16 protein-coding genes and 1 pseudogene are annotated in these 21,739 nt (G+C 72.8%); 5 read left to right on the plus strand and 12 right to left on the minus strand.

Annotation, left to right across the window (positions count from 1 at the left end):
- Positions 1–55 precede the first annotated feature (55 nt).
- A complete protein-coding gene (locus ACFW9D_RS01250; RefSeq protein ID WP_188339460.1) occupies positions 56–826 on the plus strand; it encodes a thioredoxin domain-containing protein in 771 nt (256 codons plus the stop codon).
- Between the two features lie 101 nt (positions 827–927).
- Positions 928–1,953 (plus strand): prolipoprotein diacylglyceryl transferase, encoded by a 1,026-nt coding sequence (gene lgt / locus ACFW9D_RS01255; protein WP_188339461.1) that lies wholly within the window; start codon positions 928–930, stop codon positions 1,951–1,953.
- A 17-nt stretch (positions 1,954–1,970) separates the two neighbouring features.
- Here lgt and ACFW9D_RS01260 read toward each other — a convergent pair whose 3' ends face one another.
- The 6 genes from ACFW9D_RS01260 to ACFW9D_RS01285 form a co-directional block, all read right to left on the minus strand.
- Positions 1,971–2,879: an HpcH/HpaI aldolase/citrate lyase family protein gene (locus ACFW9D_RS01260; protein WP_384616606.1), complete on the minus strand. Its 909-nt coding sequence runs from the start codon at positions 2,877–2,879 to the stop codon at positions 1,971–1,973.
- Complete coding sequence (locus ACFW9D_RS01265) at positions 2,876–4,081, minus strand: CaiB/BaiF CoA-transferase family protein (protein ID WP_188339463.1); 1,206 nt, start codon at positions 4,079–4,081, stop codon at positions 2,876–2,878. Before ACFW9D_RS01265 ends, ACFW9D_RS01260 begins: the two co-directional genes overlap by 4 nt.
- Entirely contained in the window at positions 4,078–5,439 is a 1,362-nt protein-coding gene (locus tag ACFW9D_RS01270; protein WP_188339464.1) for an ADP-ribosylglycohydrolase family protein, read from the minus strand. Before ACFW9D_RS01270 ends, ACFW9D_RS01265 begins: the two co-directional genes overlap by 4 nt.
- Complete coding sequence (locus ACFW9D_RS01275; RefSeq protein ID WP_188339465.1) at positions 5,439–6,593, minus strand: ADP-ribosylglycohydrolase family protein; 1,155 nt, start codon at positions 6,591–6,593, stop codon at positions 5,439–5,441. Before ACFW9D_RS01275 ends, ACFW9D_RS01270 begins: the two co-directional genes overlap by 1 nt.
- Positions 6,590–7,759: an ADP-ribosylglycohydrolase family protein gene (locus ACFW9D_RS01280; RefSeq protein ID WP_384616645.1), complete on the minus strand. Its 1,170-nt coding sequence runs from the start codon at positions 7,757–7,759 to the stop codon at positions 6,590–6,592. The genes ACFW9D_RS01275 and ACFW9D_RS01280 overlap by 4 nt, the downstream gene beginning before the upstream one ends.
- A gap of 184 nt (positions 7,760–7,943) precedes the next feature.
- Positions 7,944–9,044: an ADP-ribosylglycohydrolase family protein gene (locus ACFW9D_RS01285; protein WP_384616609.1), complete on the minus strand. Its 1,101-nt coding sequence runs from the start codon at positions 9,042–9,044 to the stop codon at positions 7,944–7,946.
- Between the two features lie 359 nt (positions 9,045–9,403).
- Between ACFW9D_RS01285 and ACFW9D_RS01290 the strand changes: the two genes are divergently transcribed.
- The 3 genes from ACFW9D_RS01290 (at position 9,404) to ACFW9D_RS01300 (ending at position 16,544) form a co-directional block, all read left to right on the plus strand.
- Positions 9,404–10,135, plus strand: a complete 732-nt coding sequence (locus tag ACFW9D_RS01290; protein WP_384616611.1) for a VIT1/CCC1 transporter family protein — start codon at positions 9,404–9,406, stop codon at positions 10,133–10,135.
- A 351-nt stretch (positions 10,136–10,486) separates the two neighbouring features.
- Positions 10,487–15,088 carry a glutamate synthase large subunit gene (gene gltB, locus ACFW9D_RS01295; protein WP_384616613.1) on the plus strand — a complete coding sequence of 1,534 codons (4,602 nt, stop codon included), beginning with the start codon at positions 10,487–10,489 and terminating at the stop codon, positions 15,086–15,088.
- Positions 15,081–16,544 (plus strand): glutamate synthase subunit beta, encoded by a 1,464-nt coding sequence (locus ACFW9D_RS01300; protein WP_188339469.1) that lies wholly within the window; start codon positions 15,081–15,083, stop codon positions 16,542–16,544. Before gltB ends, ACFW9D_RS01300 begins: the two co-directional genes overlap by 8 nt.
- 109 nt (positions 16,545–16,653) lie before the next feature.
- Here ACFW9D_RS01300 and ACFW9D_RS01305 read toward each other — a convergent pair whose 3' ends face one another.
- The 6 genes and pseudogenes from ACFW9D_RS01305 to ACFW9D_RS01330 all read right to left on the minus strand — a co-directional run.
- The gene (locus ACFW9D_RS01305; protein WP_384616615.1) at positions 16,654–17,505 is read right to left on the minus strand and encodes a hypothetical protein; all 852 of its coding nucleotides are present in this window, start codon (positions 17,503–17,505) and stop codon (positions 16,654–16,656) included.
- Positions 17,506–17,569: 64 nt separating this feature from the next.
- A complete protein-coding gene (locus ACFW9D_RS01310; protein ID WP_384616616.1) occupies positions 17,570–18,079 on the minus strand; it encodes a lamin tail domain-containing protein in 510 nt (169 codons plus the stop codon).
- Positions 18,080–18,182: 103 nt separating this feature from the next.
- Positions 18,183–19,088: a chitosanase gene (locus ACFW9D_RS01315; protein WP_384616618.1), complete on the minus strand. Its 906-nt coding sequence runs from the start codon at positions 19,086–19,088 to the stop codon at positions 18,183–18,185.
- A 31-nt stretch (positions 19,089–19,119) separates the two neighbouring features.
- Positions 19,120–19,926 (minus strand): rhomboid family intramembrane serine protease, encoded by an 807-nt coding sequence (locus tag ACFW9D_RS01320; protein WP_384616620.1) that lies wholly within the window; start codon positions 19,924–19,926, stop codon positions 19,120–19,122.
- 200 nt (positions 19,927–20,126) lie between these two features.
- Entirely contained in the window at positions 20,127–21,137 is a 1,011-nt protein-coding gene (locus ACFW9D_RS01325; protein WP_384616622.1) for an acyl-CoA dehydrogenase family protein, read from the minus strand.
- Positions 21,137–21,478 (minus strand): annotated as a pseudogene (locus ACFW9D_RS01330) (acyl-CoA dehydrogenase family protein); the annotation flags it as partial. The pseudogene ACFW9D_RS01330 and the gene ACFW9D_RS01325, both read right to left, overlap by 1 nt.
- Between the last annotated feature and the right edge of the window lie 261 nt (positions 21,479–21,739).

A 21,739-nucleotide genomic window follows, 5' to 3' on the forward strand; every position in this document is an offset into this window, starting at 1 on the left:
GGTGTCGGGGGCCGGGGCCGGCCTTTTCCCCCCCCCCCGGTTCGTTGGCGCGGGTGTGAGCGAGAAGAACCGTGAGGGAAAGCGCACGGCCCGTGAGCGGCTGGCCGTGGAGCGCGAGAAGCAGAAGGCCGCGGAGAAGCGGCGCAGGACGTTGATCGTGGGCGCCGCCGTCGTCTGCGTGCTCGGCCTGGCCGCCGTGATCGGCGTGGTCGCCGCCAATTCCGGAGACGACTCCGGCGACTCTTCGGGCCCGGTGACGGCCCCGAAGGGCGCCTCGGGCAAGGACGATCTGGCGATCCCCGTCGGCCCGGCCTCGGCGAAGTCCACCCTCACGGTGTGGGAGGACTTCCGCTGCCCGGCGTGCAAGTCCTTCGAGGACAACTACCGCTCGACGATCAACGAGCTGACGGAGGCCGGGAAGCTCCGCGCCGAGTACCACACGGTCACCCTGATCGACGGGAACCTGCGAGGGAGCGGCTCCCTGCGCGCGGGCAACGCGGCGGCGTGCTCCCAGGACGCGGGCAAGTTCCGCGACTACCACGACGTCCTGTTCGAGAACCAGCCGCCGGAGAGCGACGACGCCTACGCGTCGAACGACAAGCTGATCGAGCTGGCCGGCAAGGTCGACGGCCTGACGACGGACACGTTCAAGAAGTGCGTGAACGACGGCACGTACGACTCCTGGATCCAGAAGTCCTACAAGGCGTTCCAGGACGAGGGCCACACCGGCACGCCGACCGTCCTGCTCGACGGCAAGAACCTGATGAACGACAACACGCTGACCCCCGCCAAGCTGAAGAAGATGGTCGAGGACGCGAACAAGTAGGGGACGCGCGGGAGATCAGGGAGTGCGGGGCAAGTCGTAATGGAGCCGTTGCCGGGCTGCCCGACGTGGGTGCGGCCCGGCACGGTAGCGTCGACACTGCCATGGAACTTGCCTACATCCCCAGTCCGTCCCGCGGAGTGGTCTACCTCGGACCCGTCCCGCTGCGCGGCTACGCGTTCTGCATCATCATCGGCGTCTTCGTGGCCGTCTGGCTCGGCAACAGGCGCTGGATCGCCCGCGGCGGCCGCACCGGCACCGTGGCCGACATCGCTGTCTGGGCGGTGCCGTTCGGCCTGGTCGGCGGGCGTCTCTACCATGTGATCACGGACTACGAGCTGTACTTCAGCGCGGGCCGTGACTGGGTGGACGCCTTCAAGATCTGGGAGGGCGGCCTCGGCATCTGGGGCGCCATCGCGCTCGGCGCGGTCGGTGCCTGGATCGGCTGCCGCCGCCGCGGCATCCCGCTCCCGGCCTACGCCGACGCCATCGCCCCCGGCATCGCCCTCGCCCAGGCCATCGGCCGCTGGGGCAACTGGTTCAACCAGGAGCTGTACGGCAAGGCCACCGACCTGCCGTGGGCGCTGCACATCACCTCCGACACCGACGGGCGCGTTCCGGGCTACTACCACCCGACGTTCCTGTACGAGTCGCTGTGGTGCGTCGGCGTCGCGCTGCTCGTCATCTGGGCGGACCGCCGCTTCAAGCTCGGCCACGGGCGGGCCTTCGCGCTGTACGTCGCCGCGTACTGCGCGGGCCGGTTCTGGACCGAGTACCTGCGCGTGGACGACGCCCACCACGTCCTCGGCCTGCGGCTCAACAACTGGACGGCGCTGTTCGTCTTCCTGCTCGCCGTGATCTACATGGTGATCTCGGCGAAGACGCGGCCGGGCCGCGAGGAGGTCGTGGAGCCGGGCGCCGACGGCTCCGGCGACGACGAGGGCGGTGCCCCGGAGGCCGAGAAGGAGCCGTCCGAGGACGAGGCCCCCGCCGCCGACGCCGGCGAGAAGCCCGATCTGAGGAAGGCCGAGCCCGAGGACGCGGCGAAGCCCGACTCCGACTCCTCCGACGCGGGCTCCGACGGCGACGCCGCCGGAGCCGAGGCCGAGGCCGGGGCCAAGAAGGGCTGACCGCTCAGCTCCACCGCTCAGCTCCGTACGTCGACGGGGGCGCGGGACCGCACAGGTCCGGCGCCCCCGTTCGCGTGCCCGCCCCGGTCCGCCTCCCCGCACCGGGCCGCGAGGGCCAGCGTCCGGCGCGCCCCCGCCACCACCGCCGCGTCGACGAACCGCCCGTCCGGCAGCGCGAGCGCCCCCGCGTCACCGGCCGCCGCCGCGACGACGTCCTCCGCGGCCCGCACCTCCGCCGGGCTAGGCCGGAACGCCGCCTCGATCACCGGCAGCTGCCGCGGATGGATCGCCATGCGGCCCAGGAAGCCGAGCGCCCGGCCCGCCGCGCAGGAGCGGGCGAGGCCCGTCAGATCACGGATGTCCGGGTGGACGGACTGCGGCGGCGGCGGCAGCCGCGCCGCGCGGGCCGCGACCACCGCCCGCCCCCGCACCCAGGCGAGGCCCGCCGGATCCGCGATGCCGAGATCCGCGCGCAGGTCCGCCTCGCCGAGCGCGATGCCGTGGACCGCCGGATGCGAGGCGATCGCGTAGGCCCGCTCGACCCCGAGCGCCGACTCCAGCAGGGCGTACAGCGGCGGCACTGCCACCGCCCAGCCCAGCGCCCGGTCCAGATCGGACACGTCGTGGACCTTCGGCAGACGCAGCGCGCCGAGGCCGGGCAGCGCGCTCAGGCGGCGCACCTCGTGCTCGGCGCGCGGCCCGTCCAGTGCGTTGACCCGCACGTGCACGGGGACCGGATGCCGGTCCGTGAGCAGCTCCGCCGTCGCGTCCAGGGCGTAGGCCTTGCGGTCCGGGGCGACCGCGTCCTCGAGGTCGACCAGGACCACGTCGGCTCCCGAACCGAGCGCCTTCGCGACCACGTCGGGCCGGTCCCCGGGCGCGTACAGCCAGGTCAGGAAGAGCGGGTTCCGCGGCGAGCGGGTCACACGGCACCCGCCTCGCGCAGCGCCCCGATCTCGGTGCCCGTCAGGCCGAGGGCGCCCAGGACCTCGTCCGTGTCGGCGCCGTGCGGGCGGCCCGTCCAGCGGATCGCGCCGGGTGTCCCGGAGAGCCGGAACAGCACGTTCTGCATCTTGACCGAGCCGAGCTCGGGGTCGGGCAGCTCGACGATCGAGTCCAGGGCCGCGTACTGCTCGTCGGCCATGACGTCCCGGATGTCGTGCACCGGGGCGATCGCCGCCTCCGCCTTCTCGAACGCGCGCAGCACCTCGTCGCGGGTGCGGGCCGCGATCCAGTCGCCGACCGCCTCGTCGAGCTCGTCCGCGTGGGCGGCCCGGCCGGAGCCCGACGCGAACCACTCCGCGTCGATCAGCTCGGGCCGCCCCACCAGGTGCATCACGCGCTCCGCGATCGACTGGGCGGACGTCGACACCGCGACCCACCTCCCGTCGCCGGTGCGGTACGTGTTGCGGGGCGCGTTGTTCGTGGAGCGGTTGCCGGTGCGCTCCTGCACGTAGCCGAGCTGGTCGTACCAGACGGGGTGGGGGCCGAGCACGGTCAGGATCGGCTCGATGATCGCCATGTCGACGACCTGCCCGCGCCCGGTGAGGTCCCGGCCGCGCAGCGCCGCCATCACCGCGTACGAGGAGGCGAGCGCGGCGATGGAGTCGGCGAGGCCGAACGGCGGCAGCGTCGGCGGCCCGTCCGGCTCCCCGGTGATCGCCGCGAAGCCGCTCATCGCCTCGGCGAGGGTGCCGAAGCCGGGGCGGCGCGCGGACGGGCCGAACTGGCCGAAGCCCGTGACGCGGGCCAGGACGAGGCGCGGGTTGGCGGCGCTCAGCGCGTCCCAGCCGAGGCCCCAGCGCTCCAGCGTGCCGGGGCGGAAGTTCTCGATGACGACGTCCGCGTCGGCGGCCAGCCTCAGGAGCACGTCGCGGCCGCCCGGTGTGGACAGATCGAGGGTGATGTTCCGCTTGTTCCGGCCGAGGAGCTTCCACCACAGGCCGACGCCGTCCTTCGCCGGGCCGTGCCCGCGCGAGGGGTCGGGGCGGCGCGGGTGCTCGACCTTGACGACCTCGGCGCCGAAGTCGCCGAGCATCGTGGCGCACAGGGGGCCCGCGAACAGCGTGGCCAGGTCGAGGACGCGGATACCGGTGAGCGGGCCGTCCGTGGGCGGGTGGTGCGTCATGCGCGGGCCTCCAGGGTGAGCCGGGCCAGTTCGTCGAAACCGATGCCGTCGAAGCCGGCGACCGTGCTGGCGAGACGGTTCTTCAGCGGGGCGGTCCACTGCTCGCCGAGCGCGTCGGGATGTCCGGCGAGCAGGCCGGTGAGCGAGCCGGCCGTCGCCCCGTTCGAGTCGGTGTCCCAGCCGCCGGACACGACGCGGCAGACCGAACCCGCGAAGTCGCCGTCGGCGTGGGTGAGCGCGGCGGCGAGCAGCGCCGCGTTGGGCAGGACGTGCACCCAGTGGTGATCGCCGTACGCCGCGTGCAGCCGGTCGACGACCGTGTCGAACCCGGCGGCGGTGCCGGTGCGTTCGGCCTCGGCGGCGTCGATGCCGCAGCGGATCGCGCGGGCGTAGCGGGAGTCGGGCGGGACATGAGCCAGGCCCGTGCGCAGGGCCTCGTGCACGGTGGGGCGGCCGGGGCCCGCCGCGTGCGCGAGCGCCGCCGCGACGAACTGGGCGCCGTAGACACCGTTCGCCGTGTGGGTCAGGACGGCGTCCCTGCGGGCGAGTTCGGCCGCCCGCGCGGGGTCGCCCGGGGTGGTCCAGCCGTAGACGTCGGCGCGGATCTGCGCGCCGATCCACTCGCGGAACGGATTGCGGTGGGTGGCCGTGAGCGGGGGTTCGAGACCGGACAGGAGATTGCGGTACGCGATCCGTTCTGCGGTGAAGGCGCGGCCCGCCGGCAGCTCGTCCAGCCACAGCCGGGCCACGTCCTCCGTCGTGAAGTCCCGGCCGTGGCGCCGGAGCAGCAGCAGGCCGAGCAGGGGGTAGTCGAGGTCGTCGTCCTCGGGCATCCCGTCGATGTTCTCGGCCAGGCAGGTGGCCGCCGAACGGCGGTTCCAGGGGTGGGCGCGGGCGATCTCCGGGTCGAGGCCGCGCGCCGTGAACCAGGTGCGCAGCGGGTGGTTGCCGGTGGAGGCCGTGATCGCGCGGATGCCTTCCAGGGGAAGCTTCTCCACCGGTTTGCCGAGCAGACAGCCGGCCGCGCGGCCGAGCCAGGCGGCGTGCAGCCGGTCCAGCTCGCGCTCGCGGCGGGGCGCGGGGCCCGTCGACCGGGCGGCCGGGCCGTGGAACACCGCCGGTTCCGTGCCGCCGAGCGGGGCCGGCATCCGGGCCAGCTCGTCGAGCAACTCCTCGGCCAGGGCGCGCAGTTCGGGCCGGGCCCGGGTCGGGGACGCGCCCGCGCGCAGCGGCGCCGGGTGGCCACCGGCCGCGGCCCAGCGCCGGGCCACCGCGCCCGCGTCCCGGCCGTCCTGCGCGGCCTGGCGCAGCTCGTGCCCGATCAGGTCCTCGGGCTGCACCCAGGTCAGGCGCAGCATCACAGGCCCGCGATCGACGCGAAGGCCGCCTCGTGGGCACGGCGCCGTGACAGGTCGCGGGCGTGCACCTCGCGGGCGACCAGGGCCAGCGACGCCGCGGGGCGGTGCAGGTCCAGGCGGCTGGCGCGGGCCACCTCCGCGCTCCACTCCTTCGGCACCGCGCTCTCGCCGCGCAGCGCGCCCACGATCGCGCCGGCCATCGTGGCGATCGAGTCGCAGTCCCGGCCGTAGTTGACCGCTCCGAGCACGGTGTGCCGGTAGTCGCCCGCGCCGACGAGCAGCATGCCGAGCGCGACCGGCAGCTCCTCGATCGAGTGCAGCCGGGAGGGGCGGCGGGCGCCGAGCGAGGGCCTGCGGTACTCGGGGCCGACCGTGTCGAAGGGGGCGACGGCCGCGCGCAGCGGGGCGAGCGCCGCCTCGAAGTCGACGTGGTTCACGGCCACCTCGCAGACCGCCTCGATCGCGGTCCGGGTGCCGTCCTTGGCCAGCGCGAGCGCGTCCTCGACCACCCGGTCCGGGGTCGCGCCGGGCTTGAACGCGGAGGCGACGGCCGCCGCGAACACCCCGGCCGCCTCGCGCCCGTACGAGCTCTGGTGCGCGCCCGCGACGTCCAGCGCCTCCTCGTACGCCTTCCTGGGATCGCCCGCGTTCACCGCGCCGACCGGGGCCATGTACATCGCGGCGCCGCAGTTCACGATGTTCCCGACGCCGGCCTCGCGGGGGTCCACGTGGCCGTAGTGGATGCGGCTCACGATCCACTTCTCGGCGAGGAAGATCCGCTGGAGCGGGAGGGCCTCCGCCTCCAGTTCCGGGATCCAGCGCGGGGTCGTCATCAGGTCGGGGACCAGGTGGTCGGCGACCGCGTACGCGTCGAGGTGGTCGCGGACCTTCTCGTACACGCGGACCAGCGCGTGCGTCATCAAGGTGTCGTCGGTGACGTGCCCGTCGCCCTTGTGGTACGGGGCGATGGGGCGGGCCGTGCGCCAGTCGTCCTTGTGGAAGGGCTCCACGATGCCGCGGACCCGGCCGCCGTGCCGTTCCACGATGGCCTCCGGTGGCCAGCCCTCGACCGGTCCGCCGAGCGCGTCGCCCACGGCGGCGCCGACGAGTGTGCCGGTGACGCGGTCCTCGAGGGTCGGGCGGGGGGTGTTCATGGTGACGTCCCTTCCATGGTGGGTGAGTCGAACGACGTACGGGTGAGCCGTTCGGCGAGGTGGACGAGGTCGGTGCCCGCGAACTGGGGGAGTGCGCAGCCGGCGAGGGTGCGGCAGGCGGCGCGCCAGGTGTCGGGCAGGGCGTCGGCGCCGCCGATCGCGCCGGTGAGGGCGCCGGCCAGGGCGGGGGCCGAGTCGGCGACGCGGGAGAGGCAGGCGGCGGTGGGAACGGCCTCGGAGACCGCGCCCGCGGCGGCCGTCGCGACGGCGAGGGCCACGGGGACGGTCTCCGCCGCGGCGATGCCGTAGCTGTAGACGTGGTCGACGATCTCGTGCTCCAGGACCGGTACGAGGGCGAACGCGTTGCCCGTCAGACCGGGGCGGGCGGCCGCGGCGGCGCGGCCCAGGCCGACGGCGCGATGGGCGTTGCGGTGGATCTCCGTGCCCTCGGGGAGCTGGTCGAGCGCGGCGTCCGCGCAGGCGTCGACCGGGGCGCCGCCGAGCGCCGTCGCGACGGCCGCCGCCATGGCGCGGGCGCCGTGCACGCCGTCGCCGTCCTGCGTGTAGCGGGCGTCGAACTCCGCGAGGTCCGCGGCGCGTTCGGGGTCGCCGGGGTGGACGACGGCCAGGATCGCGGCCCGGACGCAGGCGGCGTCGTCGAAGTAGTGCGGGTTGTCGTGGCCGGTCGCCGGGGGCCGCAGCCCGGCCGCGAGATTGCCGAGCCCCGCCCGCACCGAGATCCGGGCCCGCAGCGGGATCCGGGCCGACTCGATCTCGTCGGCCCGGGCCGCGGCGGCGGCGATCTCGTCGGCCAGGGCGTGCCAGGCGCGGGCCAGCGCGGTCCGTACGTCGTCGGGGCCCGCGCCGAGGATCGCCGACGCGGTGAACGCGGCCCACTCGGCGTCGTCCGACGGGCCGAGCCGGAGGGGCTCCGGGGGCTGGTTCAGGGCGATCGGCACGGGGAGCGTCGTGGTGGCGTTCAGCTCGGCGAACGTGTCCAGCTCGCGGGTCAGCCGGCGCGTCCAGTCCGGCAGCCGCGCCGCGCGATGCCGCCCGGCGGGCCACCCGGCGGCGTCCCCGGCGGCGACCCCGAGCAACAGCCCTTCTACGCGACCGTGGCGCGGGACGAGTTCTCCAACGGGGTTCACGGGGCGGCTCCGGGGGATCGTGGTGCGTGCGACGGCACGGCATCAGCGGCTTCGCCGAGGGGCGCGGGGAACTGCGCGACCAGCCACGACGGCGCGGCACCCGGCGACGGCGGTCGTCCCCCGCGGCGGCGGCGCTGTGGCCGAAGGCCGACGCATCGTGCACTCGGCGATGGCGTTCGACCCCAACGGCGGGGCGCCGTGTTCATGCCGCCCCCTTACCGGTGGGCGGCGCCGGGGTCAGGCGGTCGGCTACGTCCAGGATGTGGCGGCCCGCCATCAGGGGGAGGCAGGTGCCGCGTACGGGCCCGATCGCACGGGCCCAGGGCGAGGGGATCGCGCACTCCCCGTGCAGGGCACCGGCGAGCGCCCCCGCCACGGCGGCCGTCGTATCGGCGTCCCGCCCCATGTTCACGGCCGTGAGCACGGCCCCCCGGAAATCCCCCCGCGCCACCGCGAACGCTCCGAACGCCAGCCCCACCGCCTCCGGCGCGAGATCCGTCCAGGGATAGCCGCCGATGACGACGGCCTTGCGGACGGCCCGTTCCATGGAGAGCTGGGTCGCCTCCGGGTCACGCCGGGCGAGCCGGGCCGCCCGGACCGCCCGGTGCAGGGAGCGCGCCGTCCACGAGTCCTCGGGGACCACGGACAGCGCCGCCTGCACGACCGCGTCGGGGTTGTGGCTGACCATCGCGGCGGCGACCCCCGCGGCGACGGCCCGCCCGCCGAGAATGCCCTCGCCGTCGTGCGACACGGTCCCGTCGATCGCGACGAGCCGGGCCGCCTCGGCGGGCCGCCCCGCCGCGTGCACCCCGAACGGCGCCGCCCGCATGGCGAGCCCGTCGCTCCACGCGTGCCGGTGCTGCGCCGAGATCGGGGCAGCGAGCCCGCGCCGCAGGTTCTCCAGAGTGCCGCGCTCGCTGAACCCGGCGCCCCGGAAGGCCCCTTCGTCCCGGTCCGCGATCCAGGTGTGCCAGGCCTCCTCGACGTCCGCGAGGGTGAGCGCGGTCCCCTTCTCGGCCAGCAGCAGCCCCGAGAAGATCGCGTACTCCGTGTCGTCCGTGCCCGCCGGATCGTCCGCGACGAATCCCTCGATCCGGCCCCAGCGCTCCCGGATCTGAGACGGCTTCAGGTTCTCGGCGGGTGCTCCGAGCGCGTCCCCGACGGCCAGCCCGAGCAGCGCGCCCCGCGCCCGGTCGCGCAGCGAGATCACGGCGGGCGGGCGGCGCCGCGGAACCGTGCGCAGTCTGCGGGGCGGCGCTGCCGTGCCGTCCGCCGGGGGATCCGGGTCGACGCTGACGCTCATGAGGGGCCCGCGCTTTCTTCCGGTGCGGGTCCCTTCCCCGGGGTCATGAGCCTCCTGGAGAAAAGCCGCATTCCAGATATTTCGACCATGCTTCCCCGGTGTGGCGCCCGAGTGATCCCGTGATCCATCTCACGGGTGAGTCCGGGAAGATCCGAGCCCCTCCGAATCGCCCGACCTCAACCCCTCCGACGGCACCCCGCGCGGCGCAAAACCGCAGGTAAGTACGGCCTTCCTTGCTAGCGGAGATCGCTCGGGAGGCGTACTTTCATGGGCGTAGACAAAAGATCGAAGCGATCCGGGTCTGGATGAAGTCCAGAAATAGACGTCCGGGTCGACAGTAGGGGAGCGGGGACACAGGCATGGCCATCATCGAGACCGAGGCGACACTCCACGACGCGCACCGGGACAACCACACCCACCGCGATGTCAACGGAGGCTGGCTGCGCCCGGCGGTCTTCGGCGCCATGGACGGCCTCGTGTCCAACTTCGCGCTGATGGCCGGTGTCGCGGGCGGCGCCGTCTCGCAGCAGACGGTGATCATCACGGGCCTCTCCGGACTGGCCGCCGGCGCCTTCTCCATGGCCGCCGGCGAGTACACCTCGGTCGCCTCCCAGCGCGAGCTGGTCGAGGCCGAACTGGACGTGGAGCGCCGGGAGTTGCGCAAGCACCCGGCCGACGAGGAGCGCGAGCTCGCCGAGCTGTACGTGTCCCGCGGCGTCGAGCCGGAGCTCGCCCGCGAGGTCGCCCGGCAGCTGTCCCAGGACCCCGAGCAGGCCCTGGAGATCCACGCCCGCGAGGAGCTCGGCATCGACCCGTCCGACCTGCCCTCGCCGATGGTGGCCGCGGTGTCCTCGTTCGGCTCGTTCGCGCTCGGCGCCCTGATCCCCGTCCTGCCCTACCTGCTGGGCGCGAGCGCCCTGTGGCCGGCCGTGATCCTCGCGCTGCTCGGCCTGTTCGCCTGCGGCGCCGTCGTGGCCAAGGTGACGGCCCGCTCCTGGTGGTTCAGCGGACTGCGCCAGCTGGCCCTGGGCGGGGCCGCGGCGGGTGTGACGTATCTCCTGGGAAGCGTCTTCGGCACTTTTGCCGGTTGACGGGGCGCGGGTTCCCGCTCGAAGATGTGGCCCTGAAGATGGCTATACAGGTCCTTGCATAAGTAGTCGTTACCGTTCGGTTTCGGCAGTGCGACAGCGGGGCATGAGCCGTAAGCGCTGCGGGCAACGAAGCTCGCGGCGCACCCCCCGGCACATACGGCCTCGGTCAACGATCTGTCCCTGAGGCCTCTCTCCACCGCCACCGCGGTGTCCGCATGATGGAACGCAGTATCCACTTCTCGAGAAGCACCCCATCATGTAACCTGCACGAAATTTTGCAGCAGCATCACCTCGCAGAGGGCCAACGTCGTCCCTCGGCACGCAAATGCCACGACGACGACGGGAGAGCCGATGCGTACGCCGCGCCAGCCGTCCCAGCACTCCACCAGCGGCCAGAACTGGTCGCACATGGATGCTCGCCCTGCCGCCCAGGGCATGTACGACCCGCGCAACGAGCACGACGCCTGTGGCGTCGGCTTCGTGGCCACCCTCACCGGAGAGGCGAGCCACACGCTGGTCGAGCAGGCGCTCACCGTTCTGCGCAATCTGGAACACCGCGGTGCCACCGGCTCCGAGCCCGACTCGGGCGACGGCGCCGGCATCCTGTCCCAGGTTCCGGACGCCTTCCTGCGTGAGGTCACCGAGTTCGACCTCCCCGAGGCCGGTGCGTACGCCGTCGGTATCGCCTTCCTGCCCGAGCACGGCACCGCCGAGTCCGTCTCGCGCATCGAGACGATCGCGGCCGAAGAGGGCCTGAACGTCCTCGGCTGGCGCGAGGTCCCGGTCGCCCCCGAGCTGCTCGGCGCCAGCGCCCGCTCGACGATGCCGGTCTTCCGCCAGATCTTCGTCGCCGACGGCAGCTCCACGGGCATCGCCCTGGACCGCAAGGCGTTCGTGCTGCGCAAGCGCGCCGAGCGCGAGGAGGGCGTCTACTTCCCCTCCCTGTCCGCGCGGACGATCGTCTACAAGGGCATGCTGACCACCGGCCAGCTGGAGCCCTTCTTCCCCGACCTGTCCGACCGCCGCTTCGCCTCGGCCGTCGCGCTCGTCCACTCGCGCTTCTCCACGAACACGTTCCCGTCGTGGCCGCTCGCGCACCCCTACCGCTTCGTCGCCCACAACGGTGAGATCAACACCGTCAAGGGCAACCGCAACTGGATGCGCGCCCGCGAGTCCCAGCTCGCCTCCGAACTGTTCGGCTCGGAGAAGCTGGAGCGGATCTTCCCGATCTGTACGCCGGACGCCTCCGACTCCGCCTCCTTCGACGAGGTCCTGGAGCTCCTGCACCTCGGCGGCCGTTCGCTGCCGCACAGCGTCCTGATGATGATCCCGGAGGCGTGGGAGAACCACGACTCCATGGACGCGGACCGGCGCGCCTTCTACCAGTACCACTCCACGATGATGGAGCCCTGGGACGGCCCGGCCTGTGTCACCTTCACCGACGGCGTCCAGGTCGGCGCCGTTCTCGACCGCAACGGTCTGCGCCCCGGCCGCTACTGGGTCACCGACGACGGCCTCGTCGTCCTCGGCTCCGAGGTCGGCGTCCTCGACATCGACCCCGCCAAGGTCGTCCGCAAGGGCCGCCTGCAGCCCGGCAAGATGTTCCTCGTCGACACCGCCGAGCACCGCATCGTCGAGGACGACGAGATCAAGGCGGGCCTCGCCGCCGGGCAGCCCTACGCCGAGTGGCTCGAGGCCGGCGAGATCGAGCTCTCCGACCTGCCCGAGCGCGAGCACATCGTGCACACGCACGCCTCCGTCACGCGCCGCCAGCAGACCTTCGGCTACACCGAGGAAGAGCTCCGCGTCATCCTCGCGCCCATGGCCAAGGCCGGCGCCGAGCCGATCGGCTCGATGGGCACGGACACCCCGATCGCGGCGCTCTCGCAGCGCCCGCGCCTGCTCTTCGACTACTTCACCCAGCTGTTCGCGCAGGTCACCAACCCGCCGCTGGACGCCATCCGCGAGGAGCTCGTCACCTCGCTGCGCTCCTCGCTGGGCCCGCAGGGCAATCTGCTCGACCCGACCGCCGCGTCGTGCCGCAGCGTCACCCTGCCCTTCCCGGTGATCGACAACGACGAGCTCGCCAAGCTCATCCACATCAACGCCGACGGCGACATGCCCGGCATGAAGGCCGCGACCCTGTCCGGCCTGTACCGGGTCTCCGGCGGCGGCGACGCCCTCGCCGCCCGCATCGACGAGATCTGCACCGAGGTCGACGCCGCCATCGAGGCGGGCGCCCACCTCCTCGTGCTCTCCGACCGGCACTCCGACGCCGAGCACGCGCCGATCCCGTCGCTGCTGCTCACCGCGGCCGTCCACCACCACCTCATCCGCACCAAGCAGCGCACCCAGGTGGGTCTGCTCGTCGAGGCCGGTGACGTCCGCGAGGTCCACCACGTCGCCCTGCTGATCGGCTTCGGCGCCGCGGCCGTCAACCCGTACCTGGCCATGGAGTCCGTCGAGGACCTGGTCCGCGCCGGCACCTTCCTCGCCGGTGACGAGGACGGCGGCGCCGAGACCGCGATCCGCAACCTGATCTACGCCCTCGGCAAGGGCGTCCTCAAGGTCATGTCCAAGATGGGCATCTCGACCGTCGCCTCCTACCGCGGCGCCCAGGTCTTCGAGGCCGTCGGCCTCGACGAGGCCTTCGTCGAGAAGTACTTCAACGGCACCGCCACCAAGATCGGCGGCGCGGACCTCGACGTCATCGCCGACGAGGTCGCCGCCCGCCACGCCAAGGCCTACCCGGCCTCCGGCATCGCCCCGGCGCACCGCGCGCTGGAGATCGGCGGCGAGTACCAGTGGCGCCGCGAGGGCGAGCCGCACCTGTTCGACCCGGAGACGGTCTTCCGCCTCCAGCACGCGACCCGCTCGCGCCGCTACGACATCTTCAAGAAGTACACGGACCGCGTGAACGAGCAGTCCGAGCGCCTCATGACGCTGCGCGGCCTGTTCAACTTCAAGAGCGGCCGCGAAGTGATCTCCGTCGACGAGGTCGAGCCCGTCTCCGAGATCGTCAAGCGCTTCTCCACCGGCGCCATGTCGTACGGCTCCATCTCGCGCGAGGCCCACGAGACCCTCGCCATCGCCATGAACCAGCTGGGCGCCAAGTCCAACACCGGTGAGGGCGGCGAGGACCCGGAGCGCCTGTACGACCCGGCGCGCCGCTCCTCCATCAAGCAGGTCGCCTCCGGCCGCTTCGGTGTCACGAGCGAGTACCTGGTCAACGCCGACGACATCCAGATCAAGATGGCGCAGGGCGCCAAGCCCGGTGAGGGCGGCCAGCTGCCCGGCCACAAGGTCTACCCGTGGGTCGCCAAGACGCGTCACTCGACGCCGGGCGTGGGCCTCATCTCCCCGCCGCCGCACCACGACATCTACTCCATCGAGGACCTGGCTCAGCTGATCCACGACCTCAAGAACGCCAACCCGGTCGCGCGCATCCACGTGAAGCTCGTGTCCGAGGTCGGCGTCGGCACGGTCGCCGCGGGTGTCTCCAAGGCGCACGCGGACGTGGTCCTGATCTCCGGCCACGACGGCGGAACGGGCGCCTCCCCGCTCACCTCCCTCAAGCACGCGGGCGGCCCCTGGGAGCTCGGCCTCGCCGAGACCCAGCAGACGCTGCTGCTCAACGGCCTGCGCGACCGCATCGTCGTGCAGACCGACGGCCAGCTGAAGACCGGCCGCGACGTCGTCATCGCCGCGCTGCTCGGCGCCGAGGAGTTCGGTTTCGCGACCGCGCCGCTCGTCGTCTCCGGCTGCGTCATGATGCGCGTCTGCCACCTGGACACCTGCCCGGTCGGCATCGCCACCCAGAACCCGACGCTGCGCGACCGCTTCTCCGGCAAGGCCGAGTACGTCGTCAACTTCTTCGAGTTCATCGCCCAGGAAGTGCGCGAGCTCCTCGCCGAGCTCGGCTTCCGCTCCATCGAGGAGGCCGTCGGCCACGCCGAACTCCTCGACACCGAGCGGGCCGTGGACCACTGGAAGGCGCAGGGCCTGGACCTGGAGCCGCTGTTCCACGTGCCGGACCTGCCCGCCGGCGCCGTCCGCCACCAGGTCGTCACCCAGGACCACGGCCTGGAGAAGGCGCTCGACAACGAGCTCATCAAGCTCGCCGCCGACGCCCTCGCGGCCGACGACCAGGCCGACGCCCGCCCGGTGCGCGCCCAGGTCGCCATCCGCAACATCAACCGCACGGTCGGCACCATGCTCGGCCACGAGGTGACGAAGAAGTTCGGTGGCGCGGGCCTGCCCGACGACACCATCGACATCACCTTCACCGGCTCGGCCGGCCAGTCCTTCGGCGCCTTCGTGCCGCGCGGTGTCACGCTCCGCCTGGAGGGCGACGCCAACGACTACGTCGGCAAGGGCCTGTCCGGCGGCCGCATCATCGTCCGCCCGGACCGCGGCGCCGACCACCTCGCCGAGTACTCGACGATCGCCGGCAACACCATCGCGTACGGCGCGACGGGCGGCGAGCTGTACCTGCGCGGCCGCACCGGCGAGCGCTTCTGCGTCCGCAACTCCGGTGCCACGGTCGTCTCGGAGGGCGTGGGCGACCACGGCTGCGAGTACATGACCGGCGGTCACGCGGTCGTCCTCGGCGAGACGGGCCGCAACTTCGCGGCCGGCATGTCCGGCGGTGTCGCCTACGTCATCGACCTGGACACCGACCAGGTCAACGCGGGCAACCGGAGCGCGGTCGAGGCCCTCGACGCCACCGACAAGCAGTGGCTGCACGACGTCGTGCGCCGCCACGCCGAGGAGACCGGCTCCACCGTCGCCGAGAAGCTCCTCGTCGACTGGGACGCGTCGGCCGCCCGCTTCAGCAAGATCATCCCCAGCACGTACAAGGCAGTGCTCGCCGCCAAGGACGCCGCCGAGCGAGCCGGTCTCTCCGAGACCGAGATCACCGAGAAGATGATGGAGGCGGCGACCAATGGCTGATCCCAAGGGCTTTCTCAACCATGGCCGCGAGGTCGCGCGGACCCGCCCGGTCGGCGACCGCGTCAAGGACTGGAACGAGGTCTACGTCCCCGGGTCCCTGCTGCCCATCATCAGCAAGCAGGCGTCCCGCTGCATGGACTGCGGCATCCCGTTCTGCCACAACGGCTGCCCGCTCGGGAACCTGATCCCCGAGTGGAACGACTTCGCCTACCGCGAGGACTGGTCGGCGGCGCAGGAGCGCCTGCACGCCACCAACAACTTCCCGGAGTTCACCGGCCGCCTCTGCCCGGCGCCCTGTGAGTCGGCGTGCGTGCTCGGCATCAACCAGCCGGCCGTGACCATCAAGAACGTCGAGGTCTCGATCATCGACCAGGCGTGGGACCGGGGCGACGTCGCCCCGCAGATCCCCGAGCGCCTGTCGGGCAAGACCGTCGCCGTCGTCGGCTCGGGCCCGGCGGGTCTCGCCGCCGCCCAGCAGCTGACCCGGGCCGGCCACACGGTCGCCGTGTACGAGCGCGCCGACCGCATCGGCGGCCTGCTCCGCTACGGCATCCCCGAGTTCAAGATGGAGAAGCGCCACATCAACCGCCGCATCGAGCAGATGCGCGCGGAGGGCACCAAGTTCCGTACGGGCGTGGAGATCGGCCGCGACATCGACGCCGCCAAGCTCCGCAAGCGCTACGACGCGGTGGTCGTCGCCGCGGGCGCCACCATCTCCCGCGACCTGCCCGTCCCGGGCCGCGAGCTGAACGGCATCCACTTCGCCATGGAGTACCTGCCGCTCGCGAACAAGGTCCAGGAGGGCGACTACGTCCAGCCGCCCATCACCGCCGAGGGCAAGCACGTCGTCGTCATCGGCGGCGGCGACACCGGCGCCGACTGCGTGGGCACCGCGCACCGCCAGGGCGCGGCCTCTGTCACGCAGCTGGAGATCATGCCGCGCCCGAACGACGACCGGAACCCGGTCTCGCAGCCGTGGCCGACCTTCCCGATGCTGTACAAGGTCACCTCGGCGCACGAGGAGGGCGGCGAGCGGGTCTACTCCGTCTCCACGACCCACTTCGAGGGCGACGAGGACGGCAACGTCCAGTGGCTGCACCTCACCGAGGTCGAGTTCGTCGACGGCAAGCTGACCCCGAAGCCGGGCACGGAGCGCAAGATCCCCGCCCAGCTGGTCACCCTCGCGATGGGCTTCACCGGCACCGACCAGGAGAACGGTCTGGTCTCCCAGTTCGGCCTGGACCTCGACGCGCGCGGCAACATCGAGCGCGACGCCGACTTCCAGACGAACGTCCCCGGCGTCTTCGTCGCCGGTGACGCCGGCCGCGGCCAGTCCCTCATCGTCTGGGCCATCGCGGAGGGCCGCTCGGCCGCCCGCGGCGTCGACCGCTTCCTCACCGGAGCCTCCGACCTCCCGGCCCCGATCCGCCCGACGGACCGCGCCCTGGCGGTCTGACGGCCCCCCAAGGTGTCCCGTACAAAGGCGTACGGAACTGATCGCGACGCTCGCCCTCACTGTCCCCGACCGGACGAACTGGGCGGGCGTCGCGGTGCGTTCGCTGCAGCTACTGGGTGATCAGCCGGAGAGGGTGGCGCGGGTCGCCGGGGCAGGTGGCGACGACCACGTGACTGCGCCACGGCCGGACCCCGGTCGGGCCGTAGGCGTACCGCAGGTCGCTGCCGTCGCGGTCCTCGTACGGGATCCAGCTCGTGGTGCTGGAGTCCCACTCCCGGTCGGTGGCGGTCAGGAGCGGGAACAGCTCGGTGCCGCACTCGGTGCAGGGCAGGTCGGTGGGGCCGGTGAGGTTCCAGGCGATGTGCCCGCCGGTCTTCCAGCCGGGGGCGGTGGACAGGTCCGACACATAGACCTCCGCGTCCTCGTCGCCCTCGTCCTCCTCCCAGGTCTCGACGCGCTCCTGGAGGTCGGGGGAGAGTTCCTCGAACCACGGGTACTCGGTGACCTCTTCGGGGTGCAGGACGCACGGGTCCGGGACGAGTTCCGCGCGGCCGACGACGTCCGGAACCGGCTGTTCGGCCAGTGTCTCCGTCACCTCGTCGGCGTGGCGCCGGCGGAGTTCCGCGTGCATGTCGTAGGCGCCGTCGGTGTGCCCTTCGAAGGTGCACCAGAACACCTGGAGCACGTCGCCGAGTTCGGGGTGCGGAAGGCCGGGCACGTCGCGGCGGTACAGCTGGGCGACGCCGATCAACGGCAGCGGCCGGTCGGCGCCCTTGTGCGGTGTCGGGCACACCGGCCAGGGCTCGTCAGTGGGCCACAGCATCGGCCCGCCGACCGAACTGTCCCGCGCCGTGGGGGAACCGGGCCGCGGATGCAGCCGGGTCGCCGTGCGGCGCAGCGGGGCGAGGCCGGGGAAGAGCGCCTCGGCGTCGAAGGGGCGGGGCGGAGTGGTGCGCGACATGGGAGGAGCGTACGAGGGTGCAGGGCCGGGGTGGGGCGCGGCCCTGCTCGTGCTCGGCCTGGGATCAGCTGTGGAAGCTGATGTAGCCGTTGCCGTCGCGGTCGTTGCCGGACTTCGTGTACTTGTGGGAGTCCGAGCCGGGGCCGGACGGCTTGTACACGTAGATCGTGTCGCCGCTGTTGTTCCACATGAAGTTGCAGTTGTCGCGGTAGACCACGTTGTTGGCGTCGGAGTCCGTGCCGTTGCCGCCGCGCAGCTTCACGTAGTCGCCGGGCTGGAGGCTGTGGCTCGCGGTGAACCGGAAGCTGTTGCCCGCGGCGTCCTTGACCAGGTAGCCCTTGAGGTTGATCGTCGCGGTCCTGGAGTAGTTCTTCAGCGTCACGTACTCCTGCGAGGTGTTGCCGCCCGAGCAGCGGTTGCTGTCCGTGCCCGGCGCGTCGTACTGGACCCCGCGGATCTTCAGCGCCGAGCTGTACTCGGTCGCGTGCGCGGGGGCCGCTCCCAGCAGGGTCACGGCGGCCAGCGCGGAGACGGACAGCGCGGAGGCCGTGGCCAAGGTGGGGCGTATGTTCATGTGTTGTCCTCTTTTGAGTTGACCGGCGCACACGTGGGCGCCACTGTTTCGACACGTCATCTTCACAGACGGAACAGTGTGCGCGGGGCCAAATCGGCGTGAATCACGGCACCTTGAACGTTTCGCCGTAGACCTGCCACGTCAGCGGGGTCTTCAGGGACAGGTTCCCGTCGTAGAGGAACTGGCGCTGTGCCGTGTCGATGCGGGTCGTGTCCCGGTCCGGGCGCTTCGCCTTCATCGCATCGCGCCGCAGGTCGAGGAAGATGTCGAGGTACGACTTCTCGCTGCCGCCCTGGGACGGGGTGTCCGCCTCCTTGATGGCGGCCTCGCGCAGACCGTAGAAACCGCTCGGGCCCGTGCCGGGGCCGTGCAGCACCATCGCGTCGTAGTAGATGAACTGGCCCAGCGTACCGAGCCCGTCGAGCTTGGCGAGACGGACCGCGGGATCGAAGTAGACCCGGTCGCGCTCGGTCTCCTGGGCGTCCCGGAACTCCTTCTTCTTCGCCTCCGCCTGCCACGCCTTCGTGAAGCCCGGGTCGAGCCCCTCGTGCGAGTCCGAGCCGTCGACCTCGCGCAGGGCGGGCAGATAGCGGGCCAGTCCGTTGCCCGGGTGGTCCTTGGTGTAGCGCTCCACCAGCGTCAGCAGGTCGTGGGTGCCCGTGCAGAAGCCGATGATGCCGGCCGTGTAGCCCTTGTCGTCGCCGATGTCCTCGATGTAGCCGTACTGGCCGCGCCAGTCCAGCGTCGAGTTCTCGGCGCTCGCCACGATCTGCTGCGCCAGCTCCTTCTTCGCCGGCGCGGCGAGCCCCGGCGGCAGGCCGGCTATCAGCTTGTCGTCGGCCTTGCGTTCGGCGGCCGATTTGTCCTTGTCGTACGGCTGCGCCGAGGCCGACGGGGAAAGGGCGGGGGAGTCGTCGGTCTTCCCGTCGGGGGACATGAGGAAGACCGCGACCGTGGCGAGGGGTGCCACGGCGAGGAAGGTGAGGCCCAGACAGCCGGCGCGTTTCATGCGGGACAGAGTAAGCGGCGCTCCGGACAGGTCAGGCAAGTGCTCCCGCTTTGAGCACCGTGAGCAGCAGGAGCACGGCGAGCAGCCCGACGCAGGCCGCCGTCTGCACGGCCACGCGGCGCTCGCGCGGGGCGTACACCAGGCCCACCGCGGCCACCGCGCCCGCCAGCAGTCCGCCCAGATGCCCCTGCCAGGACGCGAACCCGGCGGAGACCAGCATCCACACCAGGAAGTACGCCATGAACTGGTTGACCCCGCGCATGTCCCAGCCGAGCCGTCGGGCGATCACGTAGTACGCGGCGGCGAGCCCGAAGATCGCGCCGGACGCACCGACCGTCGGCGTCTCCGGGGCGAGCAGCAGCACCAGCACCGAGCCGCCGAGCGCCGAGAGCAGGTACAGGGCGAGATAGCGGACCCGGCCGAGCTGCGACTCGACGAGCCGGCCCAGGTTCCACAGGGACGCCATGTTCAGCGTGATGTGCAGCAGCCCGTACCAGCCGTCGGTGGGCGGCAGATGCAGGAACGAGCCGGTGAGCAGCCGGTACCACTCGCCCGCCGCGACGCCCTCCGGCTGGAAGGCCGCCGGGTGCGGATCCTGGTACACGTACGCCCCGCCGTCGGGCCCGAGCAGGCCGAGCCCCAGCATCTGCAGCCGGTCGACGATCTGCGGGCGCACCAGCTCGCCGAGGTAGGCCAGCACGTTCACCGCCATGAGCACGTACGTGACCAGCGGCACGGCCGCGATCCGCCCACCGGCGACCGTGCGGGCCTGGCGCACGGTGCGGCTGCCCTCGGCCACGCACTCCGGGCACTGGAAGCCGACCGACGCGTCCCGCATGCACTGAGGGCATATCGGTCGCTCGCAGCGGGCGCAGCGGATGTGCGTCTCGGTGCCGGCGTGGCGGTAGCACGTCGGGGTCGTGGCGGACTGGGGCGTGGGTTCCACGGCCGGCTCCTGAGGTCAGCAACGTCATGAACGTCGGGCGCCGCTCAAAATAGCGAACCCGGAGATCACGCCCGCCGCGGCCCCCGTGCCGGTCACCCCGTGGACGACTCCCTCCACGGCACCGGCCCGCCCGCCGCCGGGACCAGCCGGGCCCGGCACTGCGCCGGCGTGCCCCACGCGTCGCGCAGGGGGAGGGCCTTGCGGAGCCACAGGGAGAGGTCCAGCTCCTCCGTGTAGCCGACCGCGCCGTGCAGCTGGAGGGCGGCGCGGGCCGCCCGGTACGCCGCCTCGCCCGCCGCGAGCTTCGCCGCCGCGATCTCCTCGCCGTTCAGCGTGAGGGCGGCCCCGAACAGGAGCGGGCGGGCGAACTCCAGACCCACCAGCGCGTCCGCGAGCCGGTGCTTGACCGCCTGGAACGTGCCGATGGCCACCCCGAACTGGCGGCGCTGACCCACGTACTCCACGGTCCTGCGCAGCAGTTCGAGCCCGACGCCGAGGGCCTGGGCCGCGGTGAGGAACGCGGCCAGATCGGTGGCGCGGGCCAGGGCCGCCGCTGCCTGGGGCCCCCGGGCCAGCACCTCGCCGCCCTCCGGGACGAACAGGCGGCGCGCCGGATCGGCCGACTCCCGCAGCGGGCCGTGCCCGGCGGCCAGACGTATCGCGTCGCCGTCCGCGACGAGCACCACGTCCGCCGCGTCCGCGTCCAGCGCGTACGGGCCCGCGGCTCCCGATGCCAGGGAGACCAGCGCGTCACCGGAGGCGATCCGCGGCAGCCACTCCTTCGCGGCGCCCGTCCCCTCCGGCAGCTCCGCGAGCAGCGCCGCCGCGGCGGCCGTCTCCACGACCGGGCCGGGGACCGCGTGCCGGCCCAGCTCCACGTACGCCACCGCCAGCTCGACCGGCAGCGGCCCGAGCCCCTCGTGCTCCTCGGGCACCGCGAGCGCGAACACCCCGCTCTCCGCGAGCCGCGCCCACAGCGCCCGGCCGGGCCCGGAGTCGCCGGCCGCCCAGGCCCGCACGGCCGCGGGGGTGCCGGCCGCGCCGAGCATCCGGTCGAGGGTGCGGCCGAACTCGGCCTGCTCCGTGTCCAGGAGGAACCTCATCAGCGGCGTCCCTTCGGCAGGCCGAGCAGCCGCTCGGCGATGATGTCGCGCTGGATCTCGTTCGTCCCCGCGTAGATCGGGCCCGCGAGCGAGAACACATAGCCCTCCGCCCACTCGCCGTCCGCCAGCTCGGCGTCCGCGCCGAGCAGGTCCAGCGCCGTCTCGTGCAGCGCGATGTCGTACTCCGACCAGAACACCTTGTTCAGGCTGGACTCGGCGCCGATCTGCTCACCGGCGGCGAAACGCGACGCGTTGGCGTACGTGAAGAGCTGGTAGGCCCGCGCCCCGACCAGGGCGTCCGCCACCCGGTCGCGGACCGCCGGGTCCGCGCCGCGCGCGCGCCCCCCCGCGCGCCCCGCCCCACGGCCGCCTCTACTACCGTCCGCCCGCCTCCGACCGCCTCCTCTCCCCCGGCGGCCCGCCCGTCGACTTCCCCGGCTACGGCCCCGTCACCGCCACCGGCCCCTACCTCCTCGGCCGCGCCACGGACGGCACCGTCCAACTCCTCCACCAGGGCCGCCTCACCCGCCCCGCGGGCCTGCCACCGACCCTGGACACCCCGTCCCTGACCGCGACCGGGGCCGCCCCCACCCTCGCCGGAC

The sequence above is a fragment of the Streptomyces sp. NPDC059524 genome, from assembly GCF_042749255.1.
Classification (GTDB): Bacteria; Actinomycetota; Actinomycetes; order Streptomycetales; family Streptomycetaceae; genus Streptomyces; species Streptomyces xanthii.